This window comes from Lederbergia citrisecunda (assembly GCF_018343695.1).
Taxonomy (GTDB): Bacteria; Bacillota; Bacilli; order Bacillales; family Bacillaceae_C; genus Lederbergia; species Lederbergia citrisecunda.
The window spans coordinates 1,220,524-1,245,865 of record NZ_JAGYPJ010000001.1; the positions used below are offsets into that span (position 1 = coordinate 1,220,524).

At 34.8% G+C, this 25,342-nt stretch carries 22 protein-coding genes and 1 other annotated feature; of the genes, 3 read left to right on the forward strand and 19 right to left on the reverse strand.

What is annotated here, in order from left to right; all coding sequences use genetic code 11:
- The first annotated feature begins 156 nt into the window (after nucleotides 1-156).
- Nucleotides 157-1,515 (forward strand): Nramp family divalent metal transporter, encoded by a 1,359-nt coding sequence (locus KHA93_RS06160; protein WP_213109932.1) that lies wholly within the window; start codon nucleotides 157-159, stop codon nucleotides 1,513-1,515.
- A 4-nt stretch (nucleotides 1,516-1,519) separates the two neighbouring features.
- Entirely contained in the window at nucleotides 1,520-2,401 is an 882-nt protein-coding gene (locus KHA93_RS06165) for a GNAT family N-acetyltransferase (protein ID WP_213109933.1), read from the forward strand.
- Nucleotides 2,402-2,408: 7 nt separating this feature from the next.
- On the opposite strand, the gene KHA93_RS06170 is transcribed toward KHA93_RS06165, so the two are convergent.
- From KHA93_RS06170 to KHA93_RS06195, 6 genes are all read right to left on the reverse strand, one after another.
- Nucleotides 2,409-2,744, reverse strand: coding sequence for a L,D-transpeptidase (locus KHA93_RS06170; protein ID WP_213109934.1), 336 nt, complete (start codon nucleotides 2,742-2,744; stop codon nucleotides 2,409-2,411).
- Nucleotides 2,745-2,774: 30 nt separating this feature from the next.
- Nucleotides 2,775-3,455: an HAD family hydrolase gene (locus KHA93_RS06175; protein ID WP_213109935.1), complete on the reverse strand. Its 681-nt coding sequence runs from the start codon at nucleotides 3,453-3,455 to the stop codon at nucleotides 2,775-2,777.
- Between the two features lie 57 nt (nucleotides 3,456-3,512).
- Entirely contained in the window at nucleotides 3,513-4,577 is a 1,065-nt protein-coding gene (gene rlmN, locus KHA93_RS06180) for a dual-specificity RNA methyltransferase RlmN (RefSeq protein WP_213109936.1), read from the reverse strand.
- 232 nt (nucleotides 4,578-4,809) lie between these two features.
- Nucleotides 4,810-5,454, reverse strand: a complete 645-nt coding sequence (locus tag KHA93_RS06185; RefSeq protein WP_213109937.1) for an HD domain-containing protein — start codon at nucleotides 5,452-5,454, stop codon at nucleotides 4,810-4,812.
- 201 nt (nucleotides 5,455-5,655) lie between these two features.
- A complete protein-coding gene (locus tag KHA93_RS06190; RefSeq protein WP_233711059.1) occupies nucleotides 5,656-6,339 on the reverse strand; it encodes an N-acetylmuramoyl-L-alanine amidase in 684 nt (227 codons plus the stop codon).
- Nucleotides 6,336-7,130, reverse strand: coding sequence for an RDD family protein (locus KHA93_RS06195; protein WP_213109938.1), 795 nt, complete (start codon nucleotides 7,128-7,130; stop codon nucleotides 6,336-6,338). The genes KHA93_RS06190 and KHA93_RS06195 overlap by 4 nt, the downstream gene beginning before the upstream one ends.
- 115 nt (nucleotides 7,131-7,245) lie before the next feature.
- On the opposite strand from KHA93_RS06195, the gene KHA93_RS06200 reads away from it, so the two are divergent.
- Nucleotides 7,246-8,217, forward strand: coding sequence for a stage II sporulation protein M (locus KHA93_RS06200; RefSeq protein ID WP_213112794.1), 972 nt, complete (start codon nucleotides 7,246-7,248; stop codon nucleotides 8,215-8,217).
- A 113-nt stretch (nucleotides 8,218-8,330) separates the two neighbouring features.
- On the opposite strand, the gene KHA93_RS06205 is transcribed toward KHA93_RS06200, so the two are convergent.
- From KHA93_RS06205 to rhaB, 13 genes are all read right to left on the reverse strand, one after another.
- Nucleotides 8,331-9,677 (reverse strand): DUF58 domain-containing protein, encoded by a 1,347-nt coding sequence (locus tag KHA93_RS06205; RefSeq protein ID WP_233711060.1) that lies wholly within the window; start codon nucleotides 9,675-9,677, stop codon nucleotides 8,331-8,333.
- Nucleotides 9,640-10,569, reverse strand: coding sequence for an AAA family ATPase (locus KHA93_RS06210; protein ID WP_213109940.1), 930 nt, complete (start codon nucleotides 10,567-10,569; stop codon nucleotides 9,640-9,642). Before KHA93_RS06210 ends, KHA93_RS06205 begins: the two co-directional genes overlap by 38 nt.
- Complete coding sequence (locus KHA93_RS06215; RefSeq protein ID WP_213109941.1) at nucleotides 10,566-11,693, reverse strand: DUF4350 domain-containing protein; 1,128 nt, start codon at nucleotides 11,691-11,693, stop codon at nucleotides 10,566-10,568. The genes KHA93_RS06210 and KHA93_RS06215 overlap by 4 nt, the downstream gene beginning before the upstream one ends.
- Nucleotides 11,674-12,348, reverse strand: a complete 675-nt coding sequence (locus KHA93_RS06220) for a DUF4129 domain-containing protein (protein WP_213109942.1) — start codon at nucleotides 12,346-12,348, stop codon at nucleotides 11,674-11,676. The genes KHA93_RS06215 and KHA93_RS06220 overlap by 20 nt, the downstream gene beginning before the upstream one ends.
- Nucleotides 12,349-12,372: 24 nt before the next feature.
- On the reverse strand, nucleotides 12,373-13,281 hold the full coding sequence (locus KHA93_RS06225; RefSeq protein ID WP_213109943.1) for a DUF7847 domain-containing protein: 909 nt from the start codon (nucleotides 13,279-13,281) through the stop codon (nucleotides 12,373-12,375).
- 446 nt (nucleotides 13,282-13,727) lie between these two features.
- Nucleotides 13,728-14,810, reverse strand: a complete 1,083-nt coding sequence (gene msrB, locus KHA93_RS06230; protein ID WP_213109944.1) for a peptide-methionine (R)-S-oxide reductase MsrB — start codon at nucleotides 14,808-14,810, stop codon at nucleotides 13,728-13,730.
- A gap of 22 nt (nucleotides 14,811-14,832) precedes the next feature.
- Nucleotides 14,833-16,113, reverse strand: coding sequence for a hypothetical protein (locus KHA93_RS06235; protein ID WP_213109945.1), 1,281 nt, complete (start codon nucleotides 16,111-16,113; stop codon nucleotides 14,833-14,835).
- 66 nt (nucleotides 16,114-16,179) lie between these two features.
- Entirely contained in the window at nucleotides 16,180-17,973 is a 1,794-nt protein-coding gene (locus KHA93_RS06240) for a hypothetical protein (protein ID WP_213109946.1), read from the reverse strand.
- A 138-nt stretch (nucleotides 17,974-18,111) separates the two neighbouring features.
- Nucleotides 18,112-19,035, reverse strand: coding sequence for a UDP-N-acetylmuramate dehydrogenase (gene murB / locus KHA93_RS06245; protein ID WP_213112795.1), 924 nt, complete (start codon nucleotides 19,033-19,035; stop codon nucleotides 18,112-18,114).
- Nucleotides 19,036-19,428: 393 nt separating this feature from the next.
- Nucleotides 19,429-21,120, reverse strand: a complete 1,692-nt coding sequence (argS, locus tag KHA93_RS06250; RefSeq protein ID WP_213109947.1) for an arginine--tRNA ligase — start codon at nucleotides 21,118-21,120, stop codon at nucleotides 19,429-19,431.
- Between the two features lie 107 nt (nucleotides 21,121-21,227).
- Nucleotides 21,228-21,436: a binding site (T-box leader), on the reverse strand.
- A gap of 52 nt (nucleotides 21,437-21,488) precedes the next feature.
- Entirely contained in the window at nucleotides 21,489-22,328 is an 840-nt protein-coding gene (locus tag KHA93_RS06255; RefSeq protein ID WP_213109948.1) for a DeoR/GlpR family DNA-binding transcription regulator, read from the reverse strand.
- A 147-nt stretch (nucleotides 22,329-22,475) separates the two neighbouring features.
- Nucleotides 22,476-23,753 (reverse strand): L-rhamnose isomerase, encoded by a 1,278-nt coding sequence (rhaA, locus tag KHA93_RS06260; RefSeq protein WP_213109949.1) that lies wholly within the window; start codon nucleotides 23,751-23,753, stop codon nucleotides 22,476-22,478.
- 82 nt (nucleotides 23,754-23,835) lie between these two features.
- Nucleotides 23,836-25,320 carry a rhamnulokinase gene (gene rhaB, locus KHA93_RS06265; protein ID WP_213109950.1) on the reverse strand — a complete coding sequence of 495 codons (1,485 nt, stop codon included), beginning with the start codon at nucleotides 25,318-25,320 and terminating at the stop codon, nucleotides 23,836-23,838.
- Nucleotides 25,321-25,342 lie beyond the last annotated feature (22 nt).

Here is a 25,342-nt window from a genome sequence, read left to right on the forward strand (position 1 = left end):
CAATAATTTCTTAAAAAAAATTAAGATTTTTTTCTTGCCTATTTAATTAATTTGGATTTATTATAAAAACAAAGCATTCGTTTTAATTTTTTTACACAAAAATTTGCATTAGGTAAACTTATTTAGATGACAGCTAAAGTTTAAGGGGTGAGCAAGATGAGAGATAGAGGTAACGTTTTAGATCACAAACAAGGGTGGTTAAAGAGTAGTTCTAACATTAGTTTAGAGGAGGTAAATAATTCGGTTCGAATTCCAGAACATGCCGGCTTTTGGAGAAAATTATTTGCCTTTGCTGGACCAGGATCTCTCGTGGCTGTTGGATATGTGGATCCTGGAAATTGGGCAACGTCTATCGCAGGTGGAGCTCGTTTTGGTTATACTTTACTTTCCATTATTTTAATTTCTAGTCTAATGGCGATTTTATTACAAACATTATCCGCTAAGCTCGGGATTGTGACAGGTAGAGATCTTGCGCAAGCTACGCGTGATGCAACAGGTAAAAAAACAGCAATTTTTCTATGGATCATGGCAGAACTCGCAATTATTGCAACCGATCTTGCCGAAGTTATTGGCTCAGCGATTGCGTTGAATTTGCTTTTTGGAATTCCTTTATTAGTAGGAATTTTGATCACGACCATTGATGTATTATTACTTTTACTATTACAGAAAAAAGGATTTCGTATTATTGAATCCATCGTTATTGTATTGATGGTTACGATATTTGCCGTTTTTATTTTTGAGGTCATCGTATCCAAACCAGAAGTCGGTGCCTTATTAAATGGATATATTCCTAAAATGGAAATCGTAACGAATCCTCAAATGCTGTTTATTTCATTAGGAATTCTTGGTGCAACGGTTATGCCGCATAATCTTTATTTGCATTCTTCTATCGTTCAAACACGCCAATATAAAAGAACAGAAAAAGGCAGAAAAGAAGCGGTGAAATTTTCAGTCATTGATTCTACCTTTTCATTAACTATAGCTTTTTTCATCAATTCTGCCATCTTGATATTAGGTGCAGCAGCCTTCCATGGAAAAGGAATACAAGTGTCTGAAATTGAAGAAGCGTATAAATTACTGAGTCCAACTGTAGGAGTTGGGATTGCAAGTACGTTATTTGCAGTCGCATTATTAGCCTCAGGACAAAATTCTACTATTACAGGAACGTTATCTGGGCAAATCGTAATGGAAGGATTCTTACATTTAAGAATATCTCCATGGCTAAGACGAATTATTACTCGTATGCTTGCGGTTGTGCCAGCATTTATCGTCACATGGATGGCAGGTTCAAGAGGAACAGCAGATCTCTTGCTTTGGAGTCAAGTTATTCTTAGTTTACAGCTTCCATTTGCTGTTGTTCCGCTTATTTTATTTACAAATAGTAAAAAGAAAATGGGCGTCTTTGCCAATAAAACAGGTACAAAAGTGTTAGCATGGATCTGTACCGCTGTAATCATTATTTTAAATGTATTTTTAATAGGTTATATCCTTATTACTGGACAGGATTTGGGGTAATTACATGGGGAAATTACGATTTATTAAAGATTATAAAGGTGACGAAGGTTTAAGAAAAAGCTTCAATGCTCTTGCGAATAATATATTTGGAATCGATTTTGAAGAATGGTATCAAAAAGGTTTTTGGGGCAGTCATTACATTCCTTTTTCTTACGCTAATGGCGATCAGGTCATTGCAAATGTTTCAGTCAATATACTTCATCTAATGATTGACGGCGAAACGAGAAAGGCTGTACAAATTGGAACTGTAATGACTCATCCAGATTATCGAAACAAAGGACTTTCAGCTGCTTTAATGCATAAGGTACTGCAAGAATATGAAAAAAAGAGTGATTTTATCTATTTGTTCGCCAATCAATCAGTTATAGACTTTTACCCGAAGTTTGGTTTTGAAGCTGTAGAGGAATATGAGTATTCAATGGAGTTTCGATCGAATGAGACTCCCTCCGTTAGCGTACCTAAACTAGATGTGAAAAATGTAAACGACTTGCACTTCATACAACAGTTCGCATTTGAAAGAATTCCACTTTCTCAAAAGTTTAGTACAGACAATGCGATAGGGATTTTTATGTTTTATTGCCTGAATGTTTTCCCTGATGATATCTACTTTTTAGAAAAAGAAAATGTGATCGTGCTCTTTAAGAAAGAACACGATCACCTACATATTTTTGACATTGTCAGTAAAAATGAATTTAATATTCAACAAGTATTACGAAAAATAACGGATGATTCTATAAGAAAAATAGTTTTTCATTACACACCAGACTATCCAAATATACAAGTAGAGCGGAAAAAGTATAGTGGGTCTGATGTTTTATTTGTAAAATCTACAAGTCAACATCGTTTTCCTTTACAAATTAAACATCCGCTTACTTCTCAAGCTTAAAATATTATTATCGATGGATAACTACCTTTGTCCCTATTGGAACGCGTGACGATAAGTCTAAGACATCGTGGTTATACATTCTAATACACCCATGGGAAACATTTTTTCCAATCGAGGCGGGATTCTTTGTCCCATGAATTCCATAATGAGGTCTTGAAAGCCCCATCCATAATACTCCAAACGGACCACCTGGATGGGGTTGTTTATTAACAATTGTATACGTCCCTGAAGGTGTTGGGGTTAACATTTTCCCTACTGCAATCGGATACACTTTAATAATTCTATTTCCATCATGAAGTGCTAGTTGATGCTTAGATGTAGAAACACTAATCCATTTGGCCATAAGATCACCTCGTGATATCTTATGAGGCTCTTATACATTTGCTTTTAGTAGGCTTAAGATTTCAGAAGGTTTTTTCAATTTTGGAAAACCTGCTATTTTTTCACTTATAAATAATGGTTGGAACCATACTGCATGATAAGCGATTAAGCCTGCTTCTCTTGCTCCATACAGTTCGTTAGATCCCCCATCGCCAATGAATAGTGAATGTTCAGGTAATACATTTAGATTTGCACAAGCTGTATTGTAAATCTTTTTGCGAGGTTTTGCGCATTTTACTTCGTACGAAAAAATAACCGTATCGAATAAGATAGCTAGTGGTGAATGCTCCCATGCTTTAACTTCTTCAGGTGCACAATTACTAATTAATCCTACTTTGATCCCCATTTCTTTTATTTGCATGATTGTCCTAATGATTTCCTTGTCAATTGATTGAAATGGAATCGTTTTTGCGTTGATTCTATTTTCAATTACTGTATGAATATCATCCATATTTATAGGTTTATCCAATGCTTGAAACATATCGACTAAACAACTTTTTGCATCTGGAAAGGATCCATCCATTCGTAGTTCTTTTCTTTTACTCCATTCACTTTTAAATATTGCTTGATCGATTCCAAGAATATTTGCAGGATGAAATTCAGCTTTCTTTTTTCCATTCTCCCACTCTGTTATTAATGTTTCATACAAATCGAAAAACACAGCTTCAATCATCCTTAATCCTCCCCCTCCTTATAATAAAAAAAAACGCATCTATAGAATAGATACGTTTTACAATGCCTTTGTTTTCTTTATTTGTTTACTTCTTAGTTGTCCACATGCAGCGTCAATATCCGTACCTTGTTCGTGGCGAATACCGCATTGTATGCCTTTTTTCTTTAATGTGTCGTAAAAAGCAAGGATGGATTTCTTTTCACTGCGCTCATACTGAATATGTTCATTGACTGGATTGTATGGAATCAAATTCACATATGTGAGATGGCGTTTGTTATGAAGTAGTTTTGCAAGCTCCAATGCTTCCTTCTCATGATCGTTAACATCCTTCAATAATATATACTCAATAGTCACCCTACGGTTATTTTTTTCTAAATAATAGTCAAGAGCTGCCATTAATTTCTCTATTGGGAATGCTTTATTGATTTTCATGATTTGCGTTCTTAATTCATCATTTGGTGCATGTAAAGATAGAGCAAGATTAACTTGTAAATCCTCGTCTGCAAATTCACGAATTTTTTGCGCTAGTCCACTTGTTGAAACTGTAATATGTCTTGCTCCAATCGCAAGTCCTTTCGGATCATTAACGACACGGAGGAAATTCATTAAATTCGTATAGTTATCAAATGGTTCTCCGATTCCCATGACAACAATATGGCTAACTCTTTCATCTTTTCCTCTTGTATCTAGGAATTGTTGTACCTTCATAATTTGTCCAACAATTTCACCACTATTTAAATCACGGCTTTTTCTCAATATACCACTAGCACAAAAACTACATCCGATATTACAGCCCACTTGAGTCGTCACACAAACGGATAATCCATATGAAAAACTCATTAAGACCGTTTCAATTAAATTTCCATCTGGTAATTCAAATAGAAATTTGATTGTTCCATCCGCTGATTCTTGTTTAATCGATTCCTTTAATAGAACAATGTCGAAATGTTCTTCCAATAATTCTAAACAATCTTTATTAATATTCTTCATATCAGAAAATTGGCTTACACGTTTTTTGTATAGCCAATCCCAAATTTGCTGAGCGCGATATTTTTTCTGGCCATTTTCCAATAACCATTCGGTAAGTTGTTCCATTGTCAAAGTATATATTGATGGTTTCATTATGTTTCCTCATTTCTAATAATTACCTGAGTTTCAAATCTTGATGACTCGGGAAAATTATACATACATATAATAACGATTTAAAAGGAATGTATCCAAAGCAAATATTTTATATTATTCATCTTATCATGTAAATAAGTATCGACTAATTCCAAGTATAGATAAACATTAACCTAATCTATAATATAGGAAAAACAATCGTATAACAACTACCAAATATTGAGTTGATCATTTATTCCAATTCCCATTCATTGAAAAATGTTTCTATATAATCTTTCATATATTGATGTCTACTTTCAGCCATTTTTTTACCCATTTCCGTATTCATTAAATCCTTAAGTTTGAAAAGTTTTTCATAAAAATGGTTGATAGCTGTTGATTTTCTTTTCCTATATTGTTCAGGATCCAGTTTTTCAACTGGCTTAATATCAGGATGATAAATAAGTTGATTTTTGGAGCCTGAATACGCAAAGGTTCTTGCAATTCCAATGGCTCCCATTGCATCAAGACGATCGGCATCCTGAACAATCATTCCCTCTAGCGTTTTCATTGGTGGTTGGCCTCCACCTTTGAAAGACATGGTTGTAATAATTTCCATGATTTTTGAAATATATTCTTCATCGACATTGATTGATAATAAAAAGTCTCTAACTTTGTTAATACCTTCTTCTTCAGATATATTTAATTTTTCATCGGCAATATCATGTAGCAATGCAGCCATTTCGCAAAGAAATATATCCGCTTTTTCTTTTGCTGCTATATTTTTGGCGATATTCGTCACTCTATGAATATGCCACCAGTCGTGGCCACTGGCATCATCGTGTAACTGTTCATAAACAAATTTTTCAGTTGTAGAAATAATTTCATTCTTTTTCATTTACACTCGACTCCATCATGTCTTTATATCTCTTTTGATTCTATGTTTTACACTTTATGCTCACTCATACAGTCACCATATGAAATAAGCACTCAAAGCTGTCGTAACTGCTACAAATAAAGGAACCTATGATATATAAAAAATTATCAATATAAAATCACCGAACCATTTCTTCGAGTGAAAAGGCTCTGACATAAGCAGCTAGAATCCTATTTTTGACCAATCAAATAAAGAACCCGGATCCGTTTTTCTCCCTGGTGCATACTCATCATGGCCTACAATATACTTCCGATTTCTCTGTATTGAAGGGTTTCGATCTGTTATGTCATCCAATAATGAGTTTAATGATTTATATTGGGCATCTGTATACCCAATAAGTGAAGGATTAATAGAATCATATAAATCTTCCTTCATCATTGAAGCCATTTCTTCCTTTGTACCGATTGCTAACATTTCAATACCAATCGAATATTGATTCATATTATTTCGATATTTGGTGAAATAGGGTAAAACACCTAGTCCTGCATGGTATGCAACCCTTTCTTCAGGAACTAGTTGGTAGATCTCACCTGACCTACCTATTACGTAATGTGATGAGACACCATATTCTAGAAATATAGAATATACATCTTGGAGATTATAAGGGTCTTGCGCATTATTTCCAACATTACTTATAAAATGTAAAACCACATGTGTAGGTGTTTCCGTTCGAATCTCTGAATTTTGTAAAGGAAGAAAATAATCAATGACGTTAAGTTCTTGTTTGGCGCTTTCTTCTTTAATTTTTTCAGGTTCATGTATTACTTTAGTGGAACAACCAGTTAATAACATTGCAGTTAGGAAAAATAAGGATGTACGAATCTTCAATGCAATTCTGTTCCTCAAAGTTCATACTCCCATTCTTCCTTTAATATTAAATAAATGATGAGAAGCTTATTCTCTAAATCTCCATCATCTAGATCTAATCCTAGTTTTGGGAATAATATTTCAGCAATTTGTTTCGTCATCGCTTCTCTTTCTTTTTGAGGCAATTGTAAAAAACGATTGCTATATGTTTGGACTAATTTCCAATCTTTCATATTCATAGATTTTAATGACCACTCTTCGATCATAAGATCATTAATTGATAATCCTCTCGTCTGAATTTCCTTTTCAATCGGAGATAGCTTTCTTTTTCGTTTTGTTTTCCTTTCGTGGATAACGATTGTACCTGCAACTAGGTCACCTATACGCTTATGCTTCGAATGAAAGAAAATCATCATGATCCCAAGGAAATAACTGGTCGGTAATGAATCAATAATTCGTAATAGGTTGCGAATAAAACTTGATAATAATGTGATGCTATGCCCATTTTCTTGAATCACTCTTATTCCCATCAGGCGTTTTCCTATTGTTCTCCCTCCGGAAAAGTATTCAAAAACAAAAAAATAGCCCCAATTAATAAGAAAAATAGCTATAATTCCTATTGCCAAAAGATATGAATTCATATCAAGAAAAAATAATAAGTCCGGTTGACCATTAGCAATGACAATAAAGATGACAATAACGGCAATATTAAAAGCCATTAATATGAGTTGATCAATGATAAAGGCTGCAGTCCTACTTCCAAGTCCTGCAACTTGAAATTGAAGAGATACATATTCGGGTGTTTTTATATCTATACGGTCTTCATTCAACAGAAAAACCTCGTTTCTTTGTTATTTCATGATAAGCTGTTTCTATTTTATAATGAAATTACTATAATAAGAAGAATAGATATTGATTTACATTATTGATAGTGTAGGTGCTATGATGAATATTAAACAATTTATTAAACAACATCGCGATGAATGGAAACAGCTTGAACATCTTATTGGTGTTTTACAAAAACGTAAAAATACATATACAGCTGTAGAAATCGAACAATTTAACAGACTTTATCAAAAAGCTGCACAAAATCTATCGTATTGTCAAACGTATTTTCCTAAAGAAGAAGTGACGATTTATTTAAATGGACTCGTTTCAAAGTCACATAATCTTTTATATAAAGACCAAATATCTAGTTTTAAACAAATACGTCATTTTTTTAGTACAACGTTTATTGGTCTTTTATTAGGACAATGGAAAGCTGTAGCGACCGCAATGTTGCTTTTTGTCCTTGGTGCATTAGGGAGTTTTTTTTCTGTTTTAAACGACCCGCTTAATATGTATACAATCCTTCCAGCAGAAATTGCTCAAAATGTTGATCCTACACTACTAGGTAGCCAAGATGGCGCAGTCGATTCCGCTTTAATGTCTGCAAGTATTATGACGAATAATATTCAAGTAGCTATTTTAGCTTTTGCTGGTGGCGTGACATTTGGTTTATTGACTGTATATGTATTAATTTATAACGGAATTATGATCGGAGCGCTCGCTGCACTATTTTGGAACTACGGAAAAACATATGATTTCTGGGCATATATCGTTCCTCATGGAATGGTTGAACTTACAGCTATTTTTATTGCAGGAGGCGCTGGTCTTTTGATGGGATATAAACTTCTAGTTCCGGGTTATTTTTCGAGGGGCTTCCATTTAAGGCAACAAGCTAAACGTTCTGTTCAGTTAATGCTTGGAACAATCCCCTTATTTATTATCGCTGGAATTATTGAAGGCTTTATTACTCCTGCAGCCATATCGTTGGAAGCGAAATATTTTGTAGCACTTATAACTGTTTTTGGGTTAATTCTATATATGCTGATAGGAAAAATACTGTCGAAGCGCTCCCTTTCTAATGAGTTGTGATTCTGATAATACTTTTATCTACAAATTCGCGAATCTATTAGCGATAAGGCTAATAGATTCGTTTTTTTTGTTATTCTAATTTAAGTGTTCAATTAAACGTTTGACTAGTTCTTTTACAGTAAGTTTCGATTCATAATATCGATATAATGAGAAACGGCCGCGGTCGCAAGGCTTTCCTCTTTTGCTTCGATCATAACGAGGCCATTTCTCTCCCACTTGATTTTTTCCTTCTTTTTAAAAAGTATTTGCTGTTGTGCAATACTTTTGATCATCGTTTGGTGCACATTCTCTGGTTTCTCATTAGCTCTATTTTGAAGAGTCGAGTCTTCGATTCCAACCATTAAAAATAAATGCCTTTGTCTAAGTCGCTTTAAATAAAGTAGAGCGTGTTCTTCGTAAAGAAATGTTCTCACATCACTGAACAAAAGGAGGAGGCTTCTTTTCTTTTGCATTGTTTCTAAAAAAGAAAAAACAGATGCATAATTAGACTCTGCAGAATCAACAGTCACATTATAAATTGAATGTAGTATTGTTTGTAAATGTGCCATACCTTTTGCAGCAGGGACAAATACTTTAACATCCTTTGAAAAAGCCAAAACCGAAACATAATCTCCATTTTGAAGTGCAGCTGCCGCGACTAAATGTGCAGCCTCTAATGCTTTTTCCAGTCGATTCCCTTTTGCTAATTCTGCCCCCATCATCCTTCCACAGTCAATTAATATCGTTATAGATTTCCCATGTTCAGGTTCATATTCATTCGTCATTACTTGTCGCAGCTTTGCCGTTTGTCGCCAATTGATCTTGCGAGGGTCATCCCCTACGACATAGTTACGAATTTGAGCAAAATCGCCAATGCCTGTTTGATGCTTCCTAATTTTATTTCCTTCGAACAGCAAATATTTTTGAGCATTTTCTAAAAAATGTTTTGTCTCAGTTAAGTCAGGTATTACTTTAACAGTATCCTCTAAATCTACAGTCATTTGTTTTTCCCATAAACCTAACAGACTGGAAAACCGAAAATATAGTTTTGTTAATTCATATTCCCCTCGTACAGGAGCTGTCGTTTCATACTCTATGACTATAGTTTTTCCTTTATCAACACTTCCTATTAACGGAAATTTCCTTTGAAAACTTTGCGGAATCCCATCAATTAAAGAATACGAAAAAGAATACTTCGAACGATTTGTAACTACGATTTGAACTTTATAGTTTAAATCCCTTTCCAATTCATCCGGAATAATCCTTTTAAAGTGAAGCTCCTTTCTCTTAGGAGAAAAAAATAAATCGACTAAACTTGCTAAAAACACAAAAAGATTCACAACAATAAACGGCCATATTGAAAGCTTAGCGAAACTATTGACAAAGAGAACTAATGATATGATGAAAAATCCGATAAGTAAACGTTTAGATGGTAATATCCCTCTACCTTGGAACAGGAACCGAGCCCACAAGTTCTTCAATGATTTGGTCAACAGACGCTCCCTCCAATTCTATATGAGGAGATAATTGAATACGGTGTCGTAAAGATGGTTTGGAGACCAATTTTACGTCATCTGGAGTTACATAGTCTCTCCCAGATAAATAAGCCCATGATTGAGCAGCTTTTCCGATCGAAATTGCTGCCCTTGTACTGGCGCCAAAGCGAATCGTATCTGTCTCTCGCGTTTTTCTTATAATTTTCATGATATAATCGATAACATTTTCCCCAATGTTCACACTTGAAATTTCTTCTTTTATCGCTAAAAACTCGTCCATATTAATGACAGGAGATAATGGAACTGAGTTGCTTTTATTTTCAATGACTTGATGTAATACATTTTTTTCATCTTCAAAACTAGGAAAATCTATGTAGAGCTTAAAGAGAAAACGATCTTGCTGTGCTTCAGGCAACGGGTATGTCCCTTCAAACTCAATCGGATTTTGGGTCGCTACAACGAAAAATACGTCTGATAATGAATATGTTTCCCCTTGAATCGTCACTTGCTTTTCTTCCATTGCTTCTAATAGAGCGGCTTGTGTTTTAGCTGGTGTACGATTAATCTCATCGGCAAGTAGAATATTTGTGAACACAGGTCCTTTAATCGTTTCAAATGTGCTGTCTTTCATATTGTAAATTGTGCTTCCAGTAATATCACTAGGCAATAAATCAGGCGTAAATTGAATTCGATTAAAACTCCCCCCTAGAAGTCCGGCTAGGGTTCTTACCATTTGTGTTTTTCCCGTCCCTGGAACTCCTTCTAAAAGGACATGTCCACCCGCTAAAATGGCGGACAAAAGTAGTTTAATATTTAAGCTTTGTCCTATAATTCTTTCTTCAAACTTTCCAATTAAGGTTTGTAATTCCGTTTTCATCGCCTAACAACCTCTTCTCTTAATCGATCTAATCTTTTCGACCACAGTATATATTCCTGTTTCGTTAATCTATCTTTTTGTAAAATCGAACCAATATCTTTCAAATTTTGAATATCTGTTATATTGAGTCTTTTGCGTTGAAACAAATCTTCAAGTTCAAACCACTCTAGCGTAGAGGGAATATGATAACGTTCCTGCAATAATTGTTTTATATAATCAGCTTGTATTAATAAAGATTCGTGGTATCGTTGCCCTCTTGAATACCAAGCAGCTAATGCTTTAATTCCCTCATCACTAAAGCGGACCGTTTCTTCTCTAGGAACTAATATCGGGCCAAATCTCTTCCCTTTTGCCCACAGCCATAAAACACTTAATACGAGGATTTGAAGCATTAAGATTAAAAACCAATTTGGATAGACTGTCCATATCGAAGAAGCATTTTCTCCCTTATGAAGGTATTCATCAAAAAGAATAGAATCTCCCTTTTCTTCATTTATTAGTGATAGGAAGAGAGGGACATTATCATTTGATAATACTTGGCCGTTTGTCAGCCACTCTGGTGTAATGGAAATAATTAAATGGCCATCTCCAAACGCCCGCTTAAAAGCAATGACCCCTTCTTTATCATGCAATAAGACCGTATCTTGTTTATTTGTTTGCAGTCGTATTGACGAGCTTATTTTTCCTTTATATGTAGTTCCGTTTTGATCTTTAATTTTGATGTTTTTATCTGAAAGGTTCTCTTCCAACCTTTCGGATTTCAAATCAAAATAACCTTCTGGATTTTTACTGAATAAAAGAATCGAATTTCCAGTATTCATAAATTCCTTATATTCATCTATTTCCTCGGTGGTCGGCATAAAAAATGGTTCTACTATAATAAGGAGTTGGTTTCCCGCTCCTTTATTTAATAAGGTCGGAGCATGAGTCCATCTATTAACCGTTTCATAATGTTGATGTAAATACGTATATAAAGCCTTTACTCCTGTAGGTGAGGGAGAGTCAGACACGTAATTGGGATAACTCTTTGGTTTTTGTGAAAACATGATAAAGCTTGCAAATATAAAAATGATGAGGAGGAGGATAAGCCAAATCCACGTTTTTTTATTTCTTTGTTGAAGCATTCGTCTTCGGCGCCTCCTGTCCATCATTTATATCTTCGTCAATCCATTCCATTACTTGCGATTTATATTGTATATATTCGTCTTTATTGACAGTCTTATCTCCATATGTGATCTCGTCAAATAAAAGAGCTAAATTATAAAAACGCTCTGCCCATTCTTTATTCACCTTTCGAAGTTCATCATAATATTCCCAATTCGTTTTCCAAATTCTTGCAATAAGCCATTCTTTTTCGTGAAAATATAAAAGTAAGGAAAGGAAGAGATGCCGTGTCGCTAAAGTTAATTCTCCTAATGATTCTTGTCTCTCTGACTCTTCTACATGGCTTTGAAAGGTCCATTCCATTTCTTTCAAAGATTGGAAAGGTTTATGATCTTTATATTTTCGTTGGCGCACCTGCCTCCGAACGAGTAGAAAGGCCAAAATGAACACCATAGCAACAATGATAACGATAATTGCAATTAGAAGCGGCCCAGCTGCTGCATGACTGGCCGATTCCAAGGAAGGGAACAATTTTTCTAATTGATTGGCGATCCATTCTTTTGCTCGTTCCCACCATATTGTAAAAATACTTTTTGAATCGTTGGCATATACTTGATATTCTTTGTTGTTTAAAATGTCACGAATCTCATCTTTTGCCTTATTCACGTTCTTCATCGATATCACCTAACAACAATCGATTCACGATTGCACCACATTATAGTCTTGAATCATTTCTTTTAAATCATCTGCATCATGTCTTGTTTTCGCATCAAGATACATAACAGCATATCCAACAGAAAAAATCATCGTTGTAAATAAACTGACAACACTTGAAATGATAGATAGTAATACACTATTTCCTAAAAAGAGTCCAAATGATAATTCCACAGCATAACTAATACTAGAAACAATCAAGGTAAATACGATATATAAACCGAACAACGCCCATGTTCTCTTTTGTGTTAGCTTCCAGCTTCTTGATATTCCGAGGTATTCACCATCTAAGACAACCGAACCAAAATAAAAACCCCAACGAGTCAATAATAGGCCGATTCCAACTGCAAATCCTAAAAATAATAAAATAGCAAATAAAATACCAGCAACAGGATTTGCGATAGATCCAATAACCCCGACAAGCACAACAATAAAGATTGGAACTACAATAAGACCTATTAAAATAAGTACAAAAACAATGGTGCTAAGTAGGATTGGACCATACCTAGAAAATGCCTCTTTTATAACTGAGCCTACTGAATATTCTTCATTTTTTCGCATATGATTGATCGCTATAAGAATAGCTGCTGAAGCAACTGGAAATAAAAATATACTAAAAAATGAAACAGCAATAATACCAAGATCGGCTCCTAAACTAGCATTCCCCGTTTCTTCAAACCCTGAAATAATTTGTTCATACCACACTTCACCTGATCCAAGCTCCCTAAAAAAACTTACTCCTGAAATAAGCTGGATCAACGTTTGCAATAGGTAAATGGGTCCCATAAAAATAAGATTAATAAGCAAAAAATCAGAAAATTTATTTTTGCTTAATCTAAATGTCAGATCTAAAATCTCTCCAAACCCTTTCGGTCTATTAAATTTCGTATCCAATATCAATGTCCCCCTATTTAATATTAAAGTATCATAACGATTATTTTATCATTAATTTGTTATACTTTGAGCAAAAAAGTATTAAATAGACATTTTACACAAAAAAAGACATGGCAGGTAGCCAATGTAAAAGTTTATCTTGATGCATTCATCCTCTGACGAATCCATCTTATACCGAAATATAGAATAATAATCTAGAAGATCATCCTGTAACAAGTTGGAATAGATGGATTCATACGTGATTTTGTAACTTCAATTTCAATGAATTGGTTTTTAGAAGGTTTGCTTTATTAAAAAGAGGATCGAGTTATTATTCCTTTGCTATGACATATTGCTCTATTTTCTATGATGTATTCTTATGTTTTAATCAAATAAACGGTTTGCATAGCAGAAAAAGAAAAAAAAGTCACCCACTGCAAATAAGTGGGTGAAAAAGTAGATTCTTATTATTCAACTTCGCCTATTAAATCCCCATAACCCTCTTTTTCCATATCTTTCAACGGAATAAATCGAAGTGAAGCACTATTGACGCAGTATCTAAGCCCTCCTTCTTCCTCCGGACCGTCATCAAAAACATGGCCAAGATGAATATCTCCGACTCTACTGCGAATTTCTGTCCGATTCATATTGAAACTTGTATCTTCTTCGTACTTTACGACTTTGCGTGAAATAGGTTTCGTGAAGCTTGGCCAGCCACAGTCGGAGTCATATTTATCACGGCTTGAAAAAAGGGGTTCTCCTGTTACGATATCAACGTAAATGCCCGGTTCATAGAAATCCCAATATTCATTGGAATAGGCAGGTTCTGTATCATCTAATAAAGCAACTTGATATTGTTCAGGGGTTAAGTTTTTCTTAAGTTCTTCATCACTTGGTCTTTTATAACTTTCAGTGTCATCATTATCTTCATTCAAAATATTTAAATCAATATGACAATAGCCATTTGGATTTTTTTCTAAGTAATCTTGATGATATTCTTCAGCTAGGAAAAAGTTGCCCAATGGCAATACTTCTGTAACGATTTTTTCATAGTACTTTTCTTGCTCTTCCTTGATAAAAGCCTTAATTATAGCTTCTTCACTTTCATCATCAAAATAAATGCCAGATCGATACTGGATTCCTTTGTCGTTCCCTTGCTGGTTAATACTTGTTGGATCTACTACTTTGAAAAAATACGTTAGAAGTTCGGTTAATGTAACTCTTTTAGGGTCGTACTCAACATGAACAGTTTCAGCGAACCCACGCTCTCCTTGGATGACATCTTCATATGTTGGATCTGTTCCTTTACCGTTCGCATAACCAGACGTCGTATTTTTAACCCCTAATATTCGTGCAAAATAAGCTTCTACTCCCCAAAAGCAACCACCAGCAAAGTAAATCGATTTTATTTCACTAGTTGAATAATCGATATTTTCATTTGGGTTATATGGCAAAGAAGGATTACCGCTACTCTTCTGAGAGTTAATAGGTGAACAAGCAGTTAAAAAGATGATAAGGCATATAGGTAAACAGTATTTAAGCCGCTTCATTCTAACTCCTCCTGAAAAAACTTCAAGTCAATTTGCTTTTATACCATTTCCCAACAGTATGAAATAATTTTTCATCAGCCCATCCGTAACAATAATATAACACACCATCCGCTTCACTTTCTTCTGCTGCTTCTAGTGCTTCTATTAAGTGGTCTTCTTCAATATTCCACATTTGGATGCCACTAAATATATGCGTATTTGGCTCCGAAAGTTCCCGAACCTTATCATTTTCATTTTTTACGAAGGAGATGAGATAACCGTTTTCTTTAAAAGCTTTATAAGATATATTGTATTGTAAATTAAAATATGAAAGGAAAGCTTGAAACGCTTCTTCTTGTTTAGCTGGCGTATCAGCAAAGTATTCAATGAATCCTTGTACATCCGCCCCTCCTCCAAGTTTATGATAAGGAAAATGTTTTAGTGTATCAGATGCTTTTGTTAATCGGCTATAATCCTGTCCTAACAACCATGCGTAAGAAGGCGGCCACAAATCTAGCCATAAATGGATGTCAGGATTAATTTTGTGTATTTCATTTAAAAGATTTTCAACAAATACTGAAACACTATCCTGTCTAAACTGAATCCATTGTTTTATATGTTCAGAATTTAGTAAAATATGAACTGCAGGTTTGAATTCTTGTTTCTGTAAGAGCAGTGCAACTTCATTCATTGTATCCATTAGCTTAGGAACATTAATTTCCAATGATTCCATCCCCTTTTTACAATGAGGACAAAAGCAACTAAATATTCCTTTTGGATTGACTTGTTTACCAGCCCAATCCGGAAATCGTATTCGATCAATCAAATAAGTCTTATACCCATACTTTTTCGTTAAGGCGATAATTAAATTTGACCACATAGGAACTACATCCGGTCCATTTGGACATAACCAATACTCTACATCGTTTCCACGAAAATCCACTACTCTATTACTTTGGACATTTCCTTGAAAATCTCCATTAAGTAAATTTAGCCATGGAATGATGGTGAATGAAGTAGTAGATGAGCCTTCCTTTAGCAACTGTATGGAGTCTTCACCTTTTTGAACAGATTCATCCACTTTTTGATACAATTTTTCGAATACAGCTTTTACATCAAGCGGCACATGCCATGTTCCTTCACCTTGTACAAATTCATGAACCGGATTATGCGGTAGTATTCCTTTTGGGTATGGATTTCGTTCAAAAATCGTATTCACTTGAGGAAAAATATATTGAATATCTCCCATCACATTTAATAAGGTAAAAATTTTATCAGTACCCTCGTCAATAATGTCATGAGGATGAAGATGGATTCCGTTCATAAAATAAGCCCTCCTTTAGAGATTAAACACCGCAGCAAAACTTGTGCGGTGCCGTAGTCATTATGTTTACTTCACTGTTTCTAATGCTAAAAGCTCGTTCTCGATAGAAACTAATTTCTCCATATTGGATACTTGTTCTTTTTGCCCTTGAGAAAGTGATGTATAGGCTGAACGAACGAGTGCAACTTTCTCCTTATCTTTTAGTTTGAGGTTGGAAGAATACAAGTATTCGATTCGTGTTTCAATTGCTTTCGGTTCAAACTGATTAAGAATAGAAACATACTCCTGATTTAAATGAATGCGCTGTTCGTCGGTTAAAGAATCTACTATTTCGCGAAGTCGTGCAATGTATAGGGCGTCTGTTATAGTAGCTTCATTATTCATAAATCGGCTACCTACCTTACTAAAAGGAGTATCTTGTAAGTAATGTAAAGCAGAGTTTACGGAGCTAACTACCTCTGAATCTGTTTTGAATAGATCAGGGAATGTTAATGGATCCTTAATGGTAAAGTCTACCCATGCAATTCCAAATTCTTGACTCGTTACTTCAGCTAAACACTCACCAAGTTTTTGAATAATTGGTGCATCTTCTGCATAATACCAAGTGGCATCTGGACTATAGCCAATTTGATAGAGAACATCATTTGGATAAAAGTGATCTGCCCAAGCCTTAAATTCAGGGAGAAATCCAGATTGCACTTCTCCATCCATACTTCCCAACCCTTGACTATCATTGCAGAATAATAGATCACTACGATAAGTCGGAGGCAGCCAACGATAATTATAGTGTTTTAAAAACATACGGTAATTTGGATTAATTGATTTAAGGTGATTATTCCATTCTTTAGCCATTTCATCCGTTACCGGAATTCCTGCATCTTCAGTAATTCCGTAATACCATTCAACGTCTACACCAAAACCAATTACGCTTTTGTGGTGGCCATATTTTGCGAAAATAAGATCCATCAATGTTTTCATATCTGCAAAACCAGATTCAACTTGTAGAAAGACTTTAATACCGTGCTCATCAAAATAATTCAAATAGTCTTCATGGGAAAGATGCCCAGGCTTAGTCGGCTCACCAAAACTAATATTCTGGGATGCATAGTCAGTACCATCATTTGGAGCATCAAATTCTAATTGTGTACCGCCTATCCCTACTTTCGTATCTAATTTTCCGATAATCCATACGTATGTCGGCTGTGCACCAGGGAAGAACCCATCCATTTTATCAGCAATATGTTGCCAATCCTCTATTCCTAACCATTCACCTCTAATGCCGTAGATCGATGAACGAGTTCCAGCATAGGCTATATTACTTGGTGATTTAGGAGACAAATCGCGATTAAGCATATTTTCCGCTTGCTTTAATTCAAGGTAATTTCCAACCATTGCTTTTTGATCACTTGTTAATTCCTCGTAAGCAGATCTTACTGATTTTACTTCTGATTCCATGATTTCCATTCTATCAATCAATTTTTGCACTTCTTTAGCTTTCTTGAAGTTTTCTTGTTTCATAGACTGAAGATGCTTAAGTTGAACGTGTATATCTTCTATACGATTAATATTCAAAACATATGATTTTTGGATTTCATTCATGTTATGATATTGCTCTAAAATAACATATGTAAGACCACCATCAGCAGAAGAGACTTTTTCTATACTGTCGATCCATAGGTTTAGGATTTGAGCTTCAGCTTTTTCTAAAAGCTCCAAATTATGTACCGATGATTTTTGCTCATCACTTAACCTCATATATGCTTGCCTTGCAAAAGTAACAGCCTCACGATCAGCGAGGGATGTTACATTTATTTGAGCAATCATTCCTTCTACATTAATTCCTTTCAATAAAGACATCATCCATTCCCCCTTTTTATTAAAGCGCTTCCAAAACAATTTAATATAAGAAAAGTCAGACAATTATGTTATACCTCATTACGAACAAAATGTAAAGAAAAGAAAAAGCAACTTGCCTTAAAGACAAATTGCTTTATATTCTTAGGAATCATCCCCAATAATTTTTACTTCCGTCTCAAGATCAACACCAAATTTTTCTTTTACTGTCTTTTGAACATGTTGAATTAATTGAATATAATCCGTTGATGTAGCATTGTCCACATTGACAATAAACCCTGCATGTTTTGTAGAAACTTCAGCCCCTCCGATTCTTGTTCCTTGGAGGCCACTATCTTGTATCAGTTTTCCTGCAAAATGTCCAGGCGGGCGTTTAAATACACTGCCACAAGAAGGATATTCTAGGGGCTGCTTGGACTCACGAAGAAAAGTATTTTCATCCATTTTTGCTTTTATTATAGTAGGATCTGCAGTCTTTAAAGAGAAGACAGCTTCTAAAATAATAAGATTTTCATTGGCAAAAATACTGCTTCTATAGCCGAATTGGAATTCACCGACTTTAAAAGTACGAAGCTCCCCTGATTGAGTAAGGACTGTTGCGCTCGTTAAAACCTCGGATATTTCACCGCCATAGGCACCTGCATTCATAATCAATGCACCACCAACTGTTCCTGGGATTCCACAGGCAAATTCCAATCCTGATAATTGATGTTGCAAGGCAATTCTTGATACATCAATTATATTTGCTCCGCTTCCAACTGTTATAATCTCACCTGTTACGGATACTTTTGTAAGTTGATCAAGACTTACGACAATTCCTCGAATCCCCTCGTCTCGTATAATGACATTCGTTCCTTTCCCTAAAACCGTCAAAGGAATGTCGTGAGAAAATGCATATTTTACAATTTTTTGTAGATCAAGTACATCAAACGGCTTAATAAACACGTCGCCATTGCCACCTGTTTTAATAAATGTATGTTTTGATAATGGTTCCGACATGGCTATTTCAGTTTTAGGAACCATTTGTTGTAAATCTTTAAAAACCATTAATATTTCTTTCATATTTATTCTGCCTCTTAATTTATTTTAAGTATATATTGATATTAAAATAATTATGATTCATTAGCAACGCTCTTTCATGAAGTCTAAAAACTCAAACATTATATTTTCAGAGTTATTCGTGCCATAAATATCATATTCATTTCCCTAATTTATGTTTCATATCTTGATTCTTGAGAAAACTATAATATCGTAAGATGGTATGTAAGAAAGATGTTTATCCTCAAGTCCAAGCTGTTGACTAGCAAACTGTTTTTCTTTTCAATGCGTAAACATCAACTCATATCTCGTAGCGTAAATGCAAGCCTTGGGCCGTAAAAGGAGCGTCGAATTAAGACCGACACGTCACTTAAAAACGTGTCGGATCCACAACCTGAGTATACGGACATGAACTTCGCTATTTTACATTTCATCCGGTGCCTTTAAACCTAATAATCTTAAACCTTCTTTTAAAATTATGGTTGTCGCTTCAACAAGTGCAAGTCGACTTTCCATACCGCTTTCATTAGATAATATTTTAACATGACTATAATATTTATTAAATTCTTTCGATAAATCAAGTAAATATTTTGCAATTTGAGAAGGTTCATAATGAACAAAGCTTTTTTCAATGACAGTTGTAAATTCCATTAAAAGTTTTATAACTGGCCAAGAATAATCGTCATTTAAACCGGAAGTAACGGAATATTTATGATCATTATCTGCTTTTCTCAAAATAGAACAAGCTCTTGCATGTGTATATTGCACATACGGTCCGGTCGTTCCTTCAAATTTTATCATCTCTTCTAAAGAGAACTCGACGCTATTTTGTCTTTCATTTTTTAAGTCATGGAAAATAATAGCTCCAACTCCGACCATATGGGCAACTTCTTCTTTATTTTCAAGGTTCGGATTTTTATCCTCAATATTCATTTTAGCCATTTGAATGGCTTCAGCAATTACCTCATCCAATAAAACGACTTTCCCTTTTCTCGTCGACATCTTTTTGCCATCTTTCAAAATAAACCCAAATGGAATATGAACCATTCCTTTTGCCCAATTATATCCCATCTTTTCAAGGACAAGAAACACTTGTTTAAAATGAAGACTCTGTTCCTGCCCTACTACATATAAAGCTTTATCAAATTGATACGTTTCTTTTCTATATAGAGCTGCTGTAATGTCTCTTGTTGCATAAAGGGTAGCACCGTCTTTTTTCATAATTAAACAAGGAGGAAAGTCATATTCTTTCAATTCGACGACTTGGGCGCCATCGGAAAGAGTAAGAAGCCCCTTTTTCTTTATTAACTGTATAGTATCGTCCATCTTATCATTGTAAAAAGCTTCTCCGTTATAGGAATCAAAATGAACGTTTAACAAAGAATAAATTTTTGTGAACTCATGTAATGACTCATCTCTAAACCATTTCCAAAGATTTTGTGCTTCACTGTTACCTTCCTCTAACCATTTAAACCACTTTCTAGCTTCGTTTTCTAAATCCGGATCGGATTCTGCTTCTTCATGAAATTTGACGTAAAGACTTAATAATTCTTTTATTGGCTGTGCTTTTACAAGTTCTTCATTGCCCCACAATTTATAGGCAACAATTAATTTTCCAAACTGTGTTCCCCAATCGCCTAAGTGATTGATTCTTATTGCTTCATAACCACATTTTTCAGCAATATTAGCAAGAGCATTACCTATTACAGTAGATCTAAGATGTCCCATTGAAAATGGCTTTGCAATATTTGGTGATGAAAAATCTATCGTGATGGTCTTTCCATTTCCTAATGCAAGAGAGCCGTAATGACTTTTTTCTTTTAAAATTGTTTGAAATATTTTTTGACTCGCTAAACTTTTATTAAGAAAACAATTCACATATGGTCCATTTGCCTCGATTTTTTCAAAATAAGGATGGTCGATTTTGCTTGCGATTTCTTGCGCTATTTGCACAGGTGATTTTCTTAATTGCTTAGCAAGAGTAAAGCATGGAAACGCCAAATCTCCTTGATCATCAAATCTCGGTTTTTCAATTAACTCTAAGACATCATCTAATGTTAACAAATCATCTAATGAATTTGTGATCTGTTCTGCATATGTTTTTATGAAATCCATTTTTGCATTCCTCCTAATTATTAAAAAATCTATCTTAAAATTGAATGTTGATTTCTGTTCCGATCAGTATTTTTGCGTTATTTTTAAATAAAAAAATCCCGTCTCAAATTAGAGACGAGATTTACCCGCGGTACCACTCTGATTGTTCATAAGAACCTTCTTGTATTGATAACGGGGTCCACCCGATATTACCCTACTTATAGTTTCAGGCATATTTCTCAAAAGTGCGCTTCATTATGATTCATCTATTAGGCTCACACCATCCCTAACTCGCTTTAGATTTCGCCATAATTACTCTCTTTTTCATTGAAATGACAATATATATTTTTGTAAGTATAGAAGATAATACAATACAAATCAAGTACTGTTTATCGACGTAATCTTAATTTTTGATTTTTGCCTTTTATGAGTGGTAATTTTCGATCTAGAGGTTCTTGCATATTTGACAATTGTGTAGTTACGACCGTAATGTCATTCTCTTCTAATGTTTGTTGTGTAATAGGATCAATTTTTTTGTCTGTAATAATAACATTCACTTCATGTAGCGGGAGAATTTGTGAAAAAGCTCTTTTCCCGAATTTGCTGGAATCCGCCATTAAGTATACGCGTTCCGTTCTTATCATCATTTGCTTTTTTAGCAGTGCCTGAAGTTCGTTAGAGTCGCTAAGACCGTCTTGAAAATGGACTCCAGTACATGATATAAACGCTTTATCTACATGATAATTGGAAATTGATTGTTCGGCTAACGGACCAACGAAAGAAAGGGATCTTGAAAGAAGCTTTCCACCTGTTGAAATGACTTCAATTTTTTCCTTCTTGCTTAGCTCCATGACGACTTTTATCGAATTTGTCACTACAGTAAGTGGTATGTTTGGCAACTCTTTTGCCATATACCATGCTGTTGTACTTGCATCAAGTATAATTCGATCACCACTATTTACTTGATCAGCCGCTTCTTTTGCTATTGCTTTTTTCTCTGGAACATTTGCTGTAACCCTTTCTGAAAAATGTAATTCAGAATTGGGTTCTTGTATACTAACGGCACCACCATGACTTCTCTGAAGTTTCCCTTCAATTTCTAACTTCTCTAGGTCTCGACGAATTGTTTCTTCTGTTACTGAAAATATATCGCTTAATTCGGAAACACGTATACTTAAACGTTGGTTAACGAGTTCTATAATTTTTTTATGTCTTTCTGCTACGAGCATCGCAAACGCCCCTGACTTTTGTTTGTTTTTGTTTGTCTGTGATGATGAAATTATAACACACATATTCATAAAAAAGTAAGGACGACTATTTGTTGATGAGTCGTCCTGTTAGTTTATTCATATAATTGAATGATATGGTTAATTTTCTTAAGGTTTTAAAAGAGTAGCTGCAATATTACGTTTTGATAATATCGTATTTTCATATGTTTTAATCTCATTTAACCAAGCTTCTTTAACAGGAACATTCATCATGTAACAATAGTAATCCCAAACAGCGCCAAATGGATACGTTTTAAACTCCTCGATCAATGCTAATCTTTCAGTGTAATTTCCATCTTCTTGCAGTTGTTTCATATATTCATTAGGTGTTAGAAGTGCATAGAGCAATGCTTTTATCATATTGCGCGTACCAATCGTCCAAGCTGCCACTCGATTAATACTCGCATCGAAAAAGTCTAAGCCAATCATAACACGATCAAGAGCATCATTTCTTACAATTTCAAGAGCGATTTCTCTAAGCTCATCATCTAATGTAACAACATGATCGCTATCCCATCTAACGGGACGAGAAACATGTAAAGCCAATTTTTCACTAAACAGCAACATGGATGAGATTTTATTAGATACAGTTTCAGTCGGATGGAAATGACCTGTATCAAGTAGGCAAAGTTTATTGTTTTTTAATGCATATCCAAGGTAAAACTCATGAGATCCAACAACAAATGCTTCCGAGCCAATTCCAAACAATTTACTTTCAACTGCATCAATATTATGAGCTTCATCTATTTCAACAGCAAAAATTTCATCAAGGGATTCCTTCAGCCTTTTTCTCGGTGTTAGGCGATCACTCGGAATATCTTTATATCCATCAGGAATCCAAATGTTCGTAAGGCTTGGTGATCCCAATTCTTCACCGAAATATTCACCAATTTTTCTGCTTGCAATACAATGTTCAATCCAAAATTGACGGATTTCTTCATCAGGATGAGATAAAGTAAGCCCAACTTCGGCTTTTTCATGAGAAAATAGAGTGGGATTAAAGTCTAAACCGAGGCCTCTCTCTTGAGCCCACTTTACCCAATTTTCAAAATGCTTAGGTTCGATTTCATTTCGATCAACTACAACACCATCTGTTTCAGCGTAAATAGCATGTAAATTTACTCGATGTCTTCCTGGTATTAAAGAAAGAGCTTTATCCAAATCCTTTCTTAATTCTTCTGGATTTGTAGCTTTACCAGGATAGTTTCCAGTTACATCAATCCCTCCAGACAATTCGCGTTGATTTACTTCGAACCCGGAAATGTCATCACCTTGCCAACAATGAATGGATATAGGAACTTTTTTTAATGTTTCTAAAACTTCATCAACATTAATGCCCCATTTTTCATAAGCTTTTTTCGCCATTTCATAATTTTCACGGATCATTTATTGGATCTCCTCTCAAATTTACATTTTTTCATGGGTTACTGAAAAATGATTTCAATATGCACTTTTGTTCCAATCACTGTTATGATGAACTCTTTAAAGTGCCACTTTCATTACTTCTATTTTTTGAAACTAATTCTACAAAACGCTGTATTACTTCTGGACTGGTTAACGGACTAGGTTGATATTGTTTAATCTCGAAAGACTTACTTACAAGTATTCTTCCTGCTTCTAAGCTAGTAATTTTCTCCATAGATATAAGCTGCATTAGCAAATTTCCAATAGCTGTAGCTTCGACAGGACCGCTGCAGACGGTCTTTCTGCTTAAATCAGCAGTCAATTGGTTCAAGAACTCATTTTGTGAACCGCCGCCCACAATATAGAGCAGCTCAATATTCTCATCAACGATTTTTTCTAGATTCTGAATTGCAACCGCATACATTATCGCTAAATTATAAAATACAGCTGCCGCAAGTTCTCCTGCAGTTTTTGGTATAACTTGGTTTGTCTCTAAGCAATATGCTTGAATCTCTTCAATCATGTTTTTGGGGTTTAGGAAACGATCGTCGTCAAAATTGATTAGTTGTTCATAGGGAGGCACTTGTTTTGCTTCCACTATAAGCTGTTCATAACTAATCTCTTCTGGCAAATTGCGCTGGACCTCTTGTAAGATCCACATGCCCATAATGTTTTTCAAAAACCTATATGTTCCGAAAGCTCCCCATTCATTCGTGTAATTTTCTTTAAAAGATGCTTCAGTGATGATTGGTGAATCCAGTTCCATTCCAAGAAGGGACCATGTGCCGCTGCTTAAATATGCCCAATTTACACCTTTCCCTGGTGTACCAATAATGGCGGAAGCGGTATCATGCGATGCTATATTAATAATCTTACAGTTAGGTAATTCAAACTCTGGAAACCAATCGTTTCGTAAAGTGCCAAGAACTGTACCGGGTTCAACAAGTGTTCCAAATTGCTCTGCCTTTACTGATATAGTTTCAAGCAGTTCGGAATCGAAAGTTCTCTTTTCAACGTTCATCAATTGCATCGTAGAAGCGTTAGTCACCTCTGCAACAGCTTTTCCTGTCAACCTGAATCCTAAATAATCAGGAACCATTAAAATTTTGTCTGTGGCATTCAATAATTCTTTATTTTCTTCATACAACTGGTAAATGGTATTAAATTGTAAAAATTGTATTCCCGTTTTTTCATAAATTTTTTCTTTCGAAATGATCTTTGTAACTTTTTCTATTGAATGATCAGTACGATGGTCTCGATAGGAAACAACATCTTGAAGTCGTTTCCCATCACTACCTACCAACGCATAGTCTACTGCCCACGTATCAATCCCTACTGTGCAATCCTCATAACCAAGCGATTTGACAATTGATAAGCCTTGTAATATTTCTTTTAATAGATGGTCGATATCCCAGAAATACGTTCCGTTTCTATTCGTAAATTCATTTGAAAATCTATAAATCTCTTGAATCTCTAGTTTATCATGAATTATTTTACCAGCGACTAAACGTCCGCTAGATGCGCCAATATCAACCGCAATATGGAGCATTGTTTTCACCTCCAACTCTTGA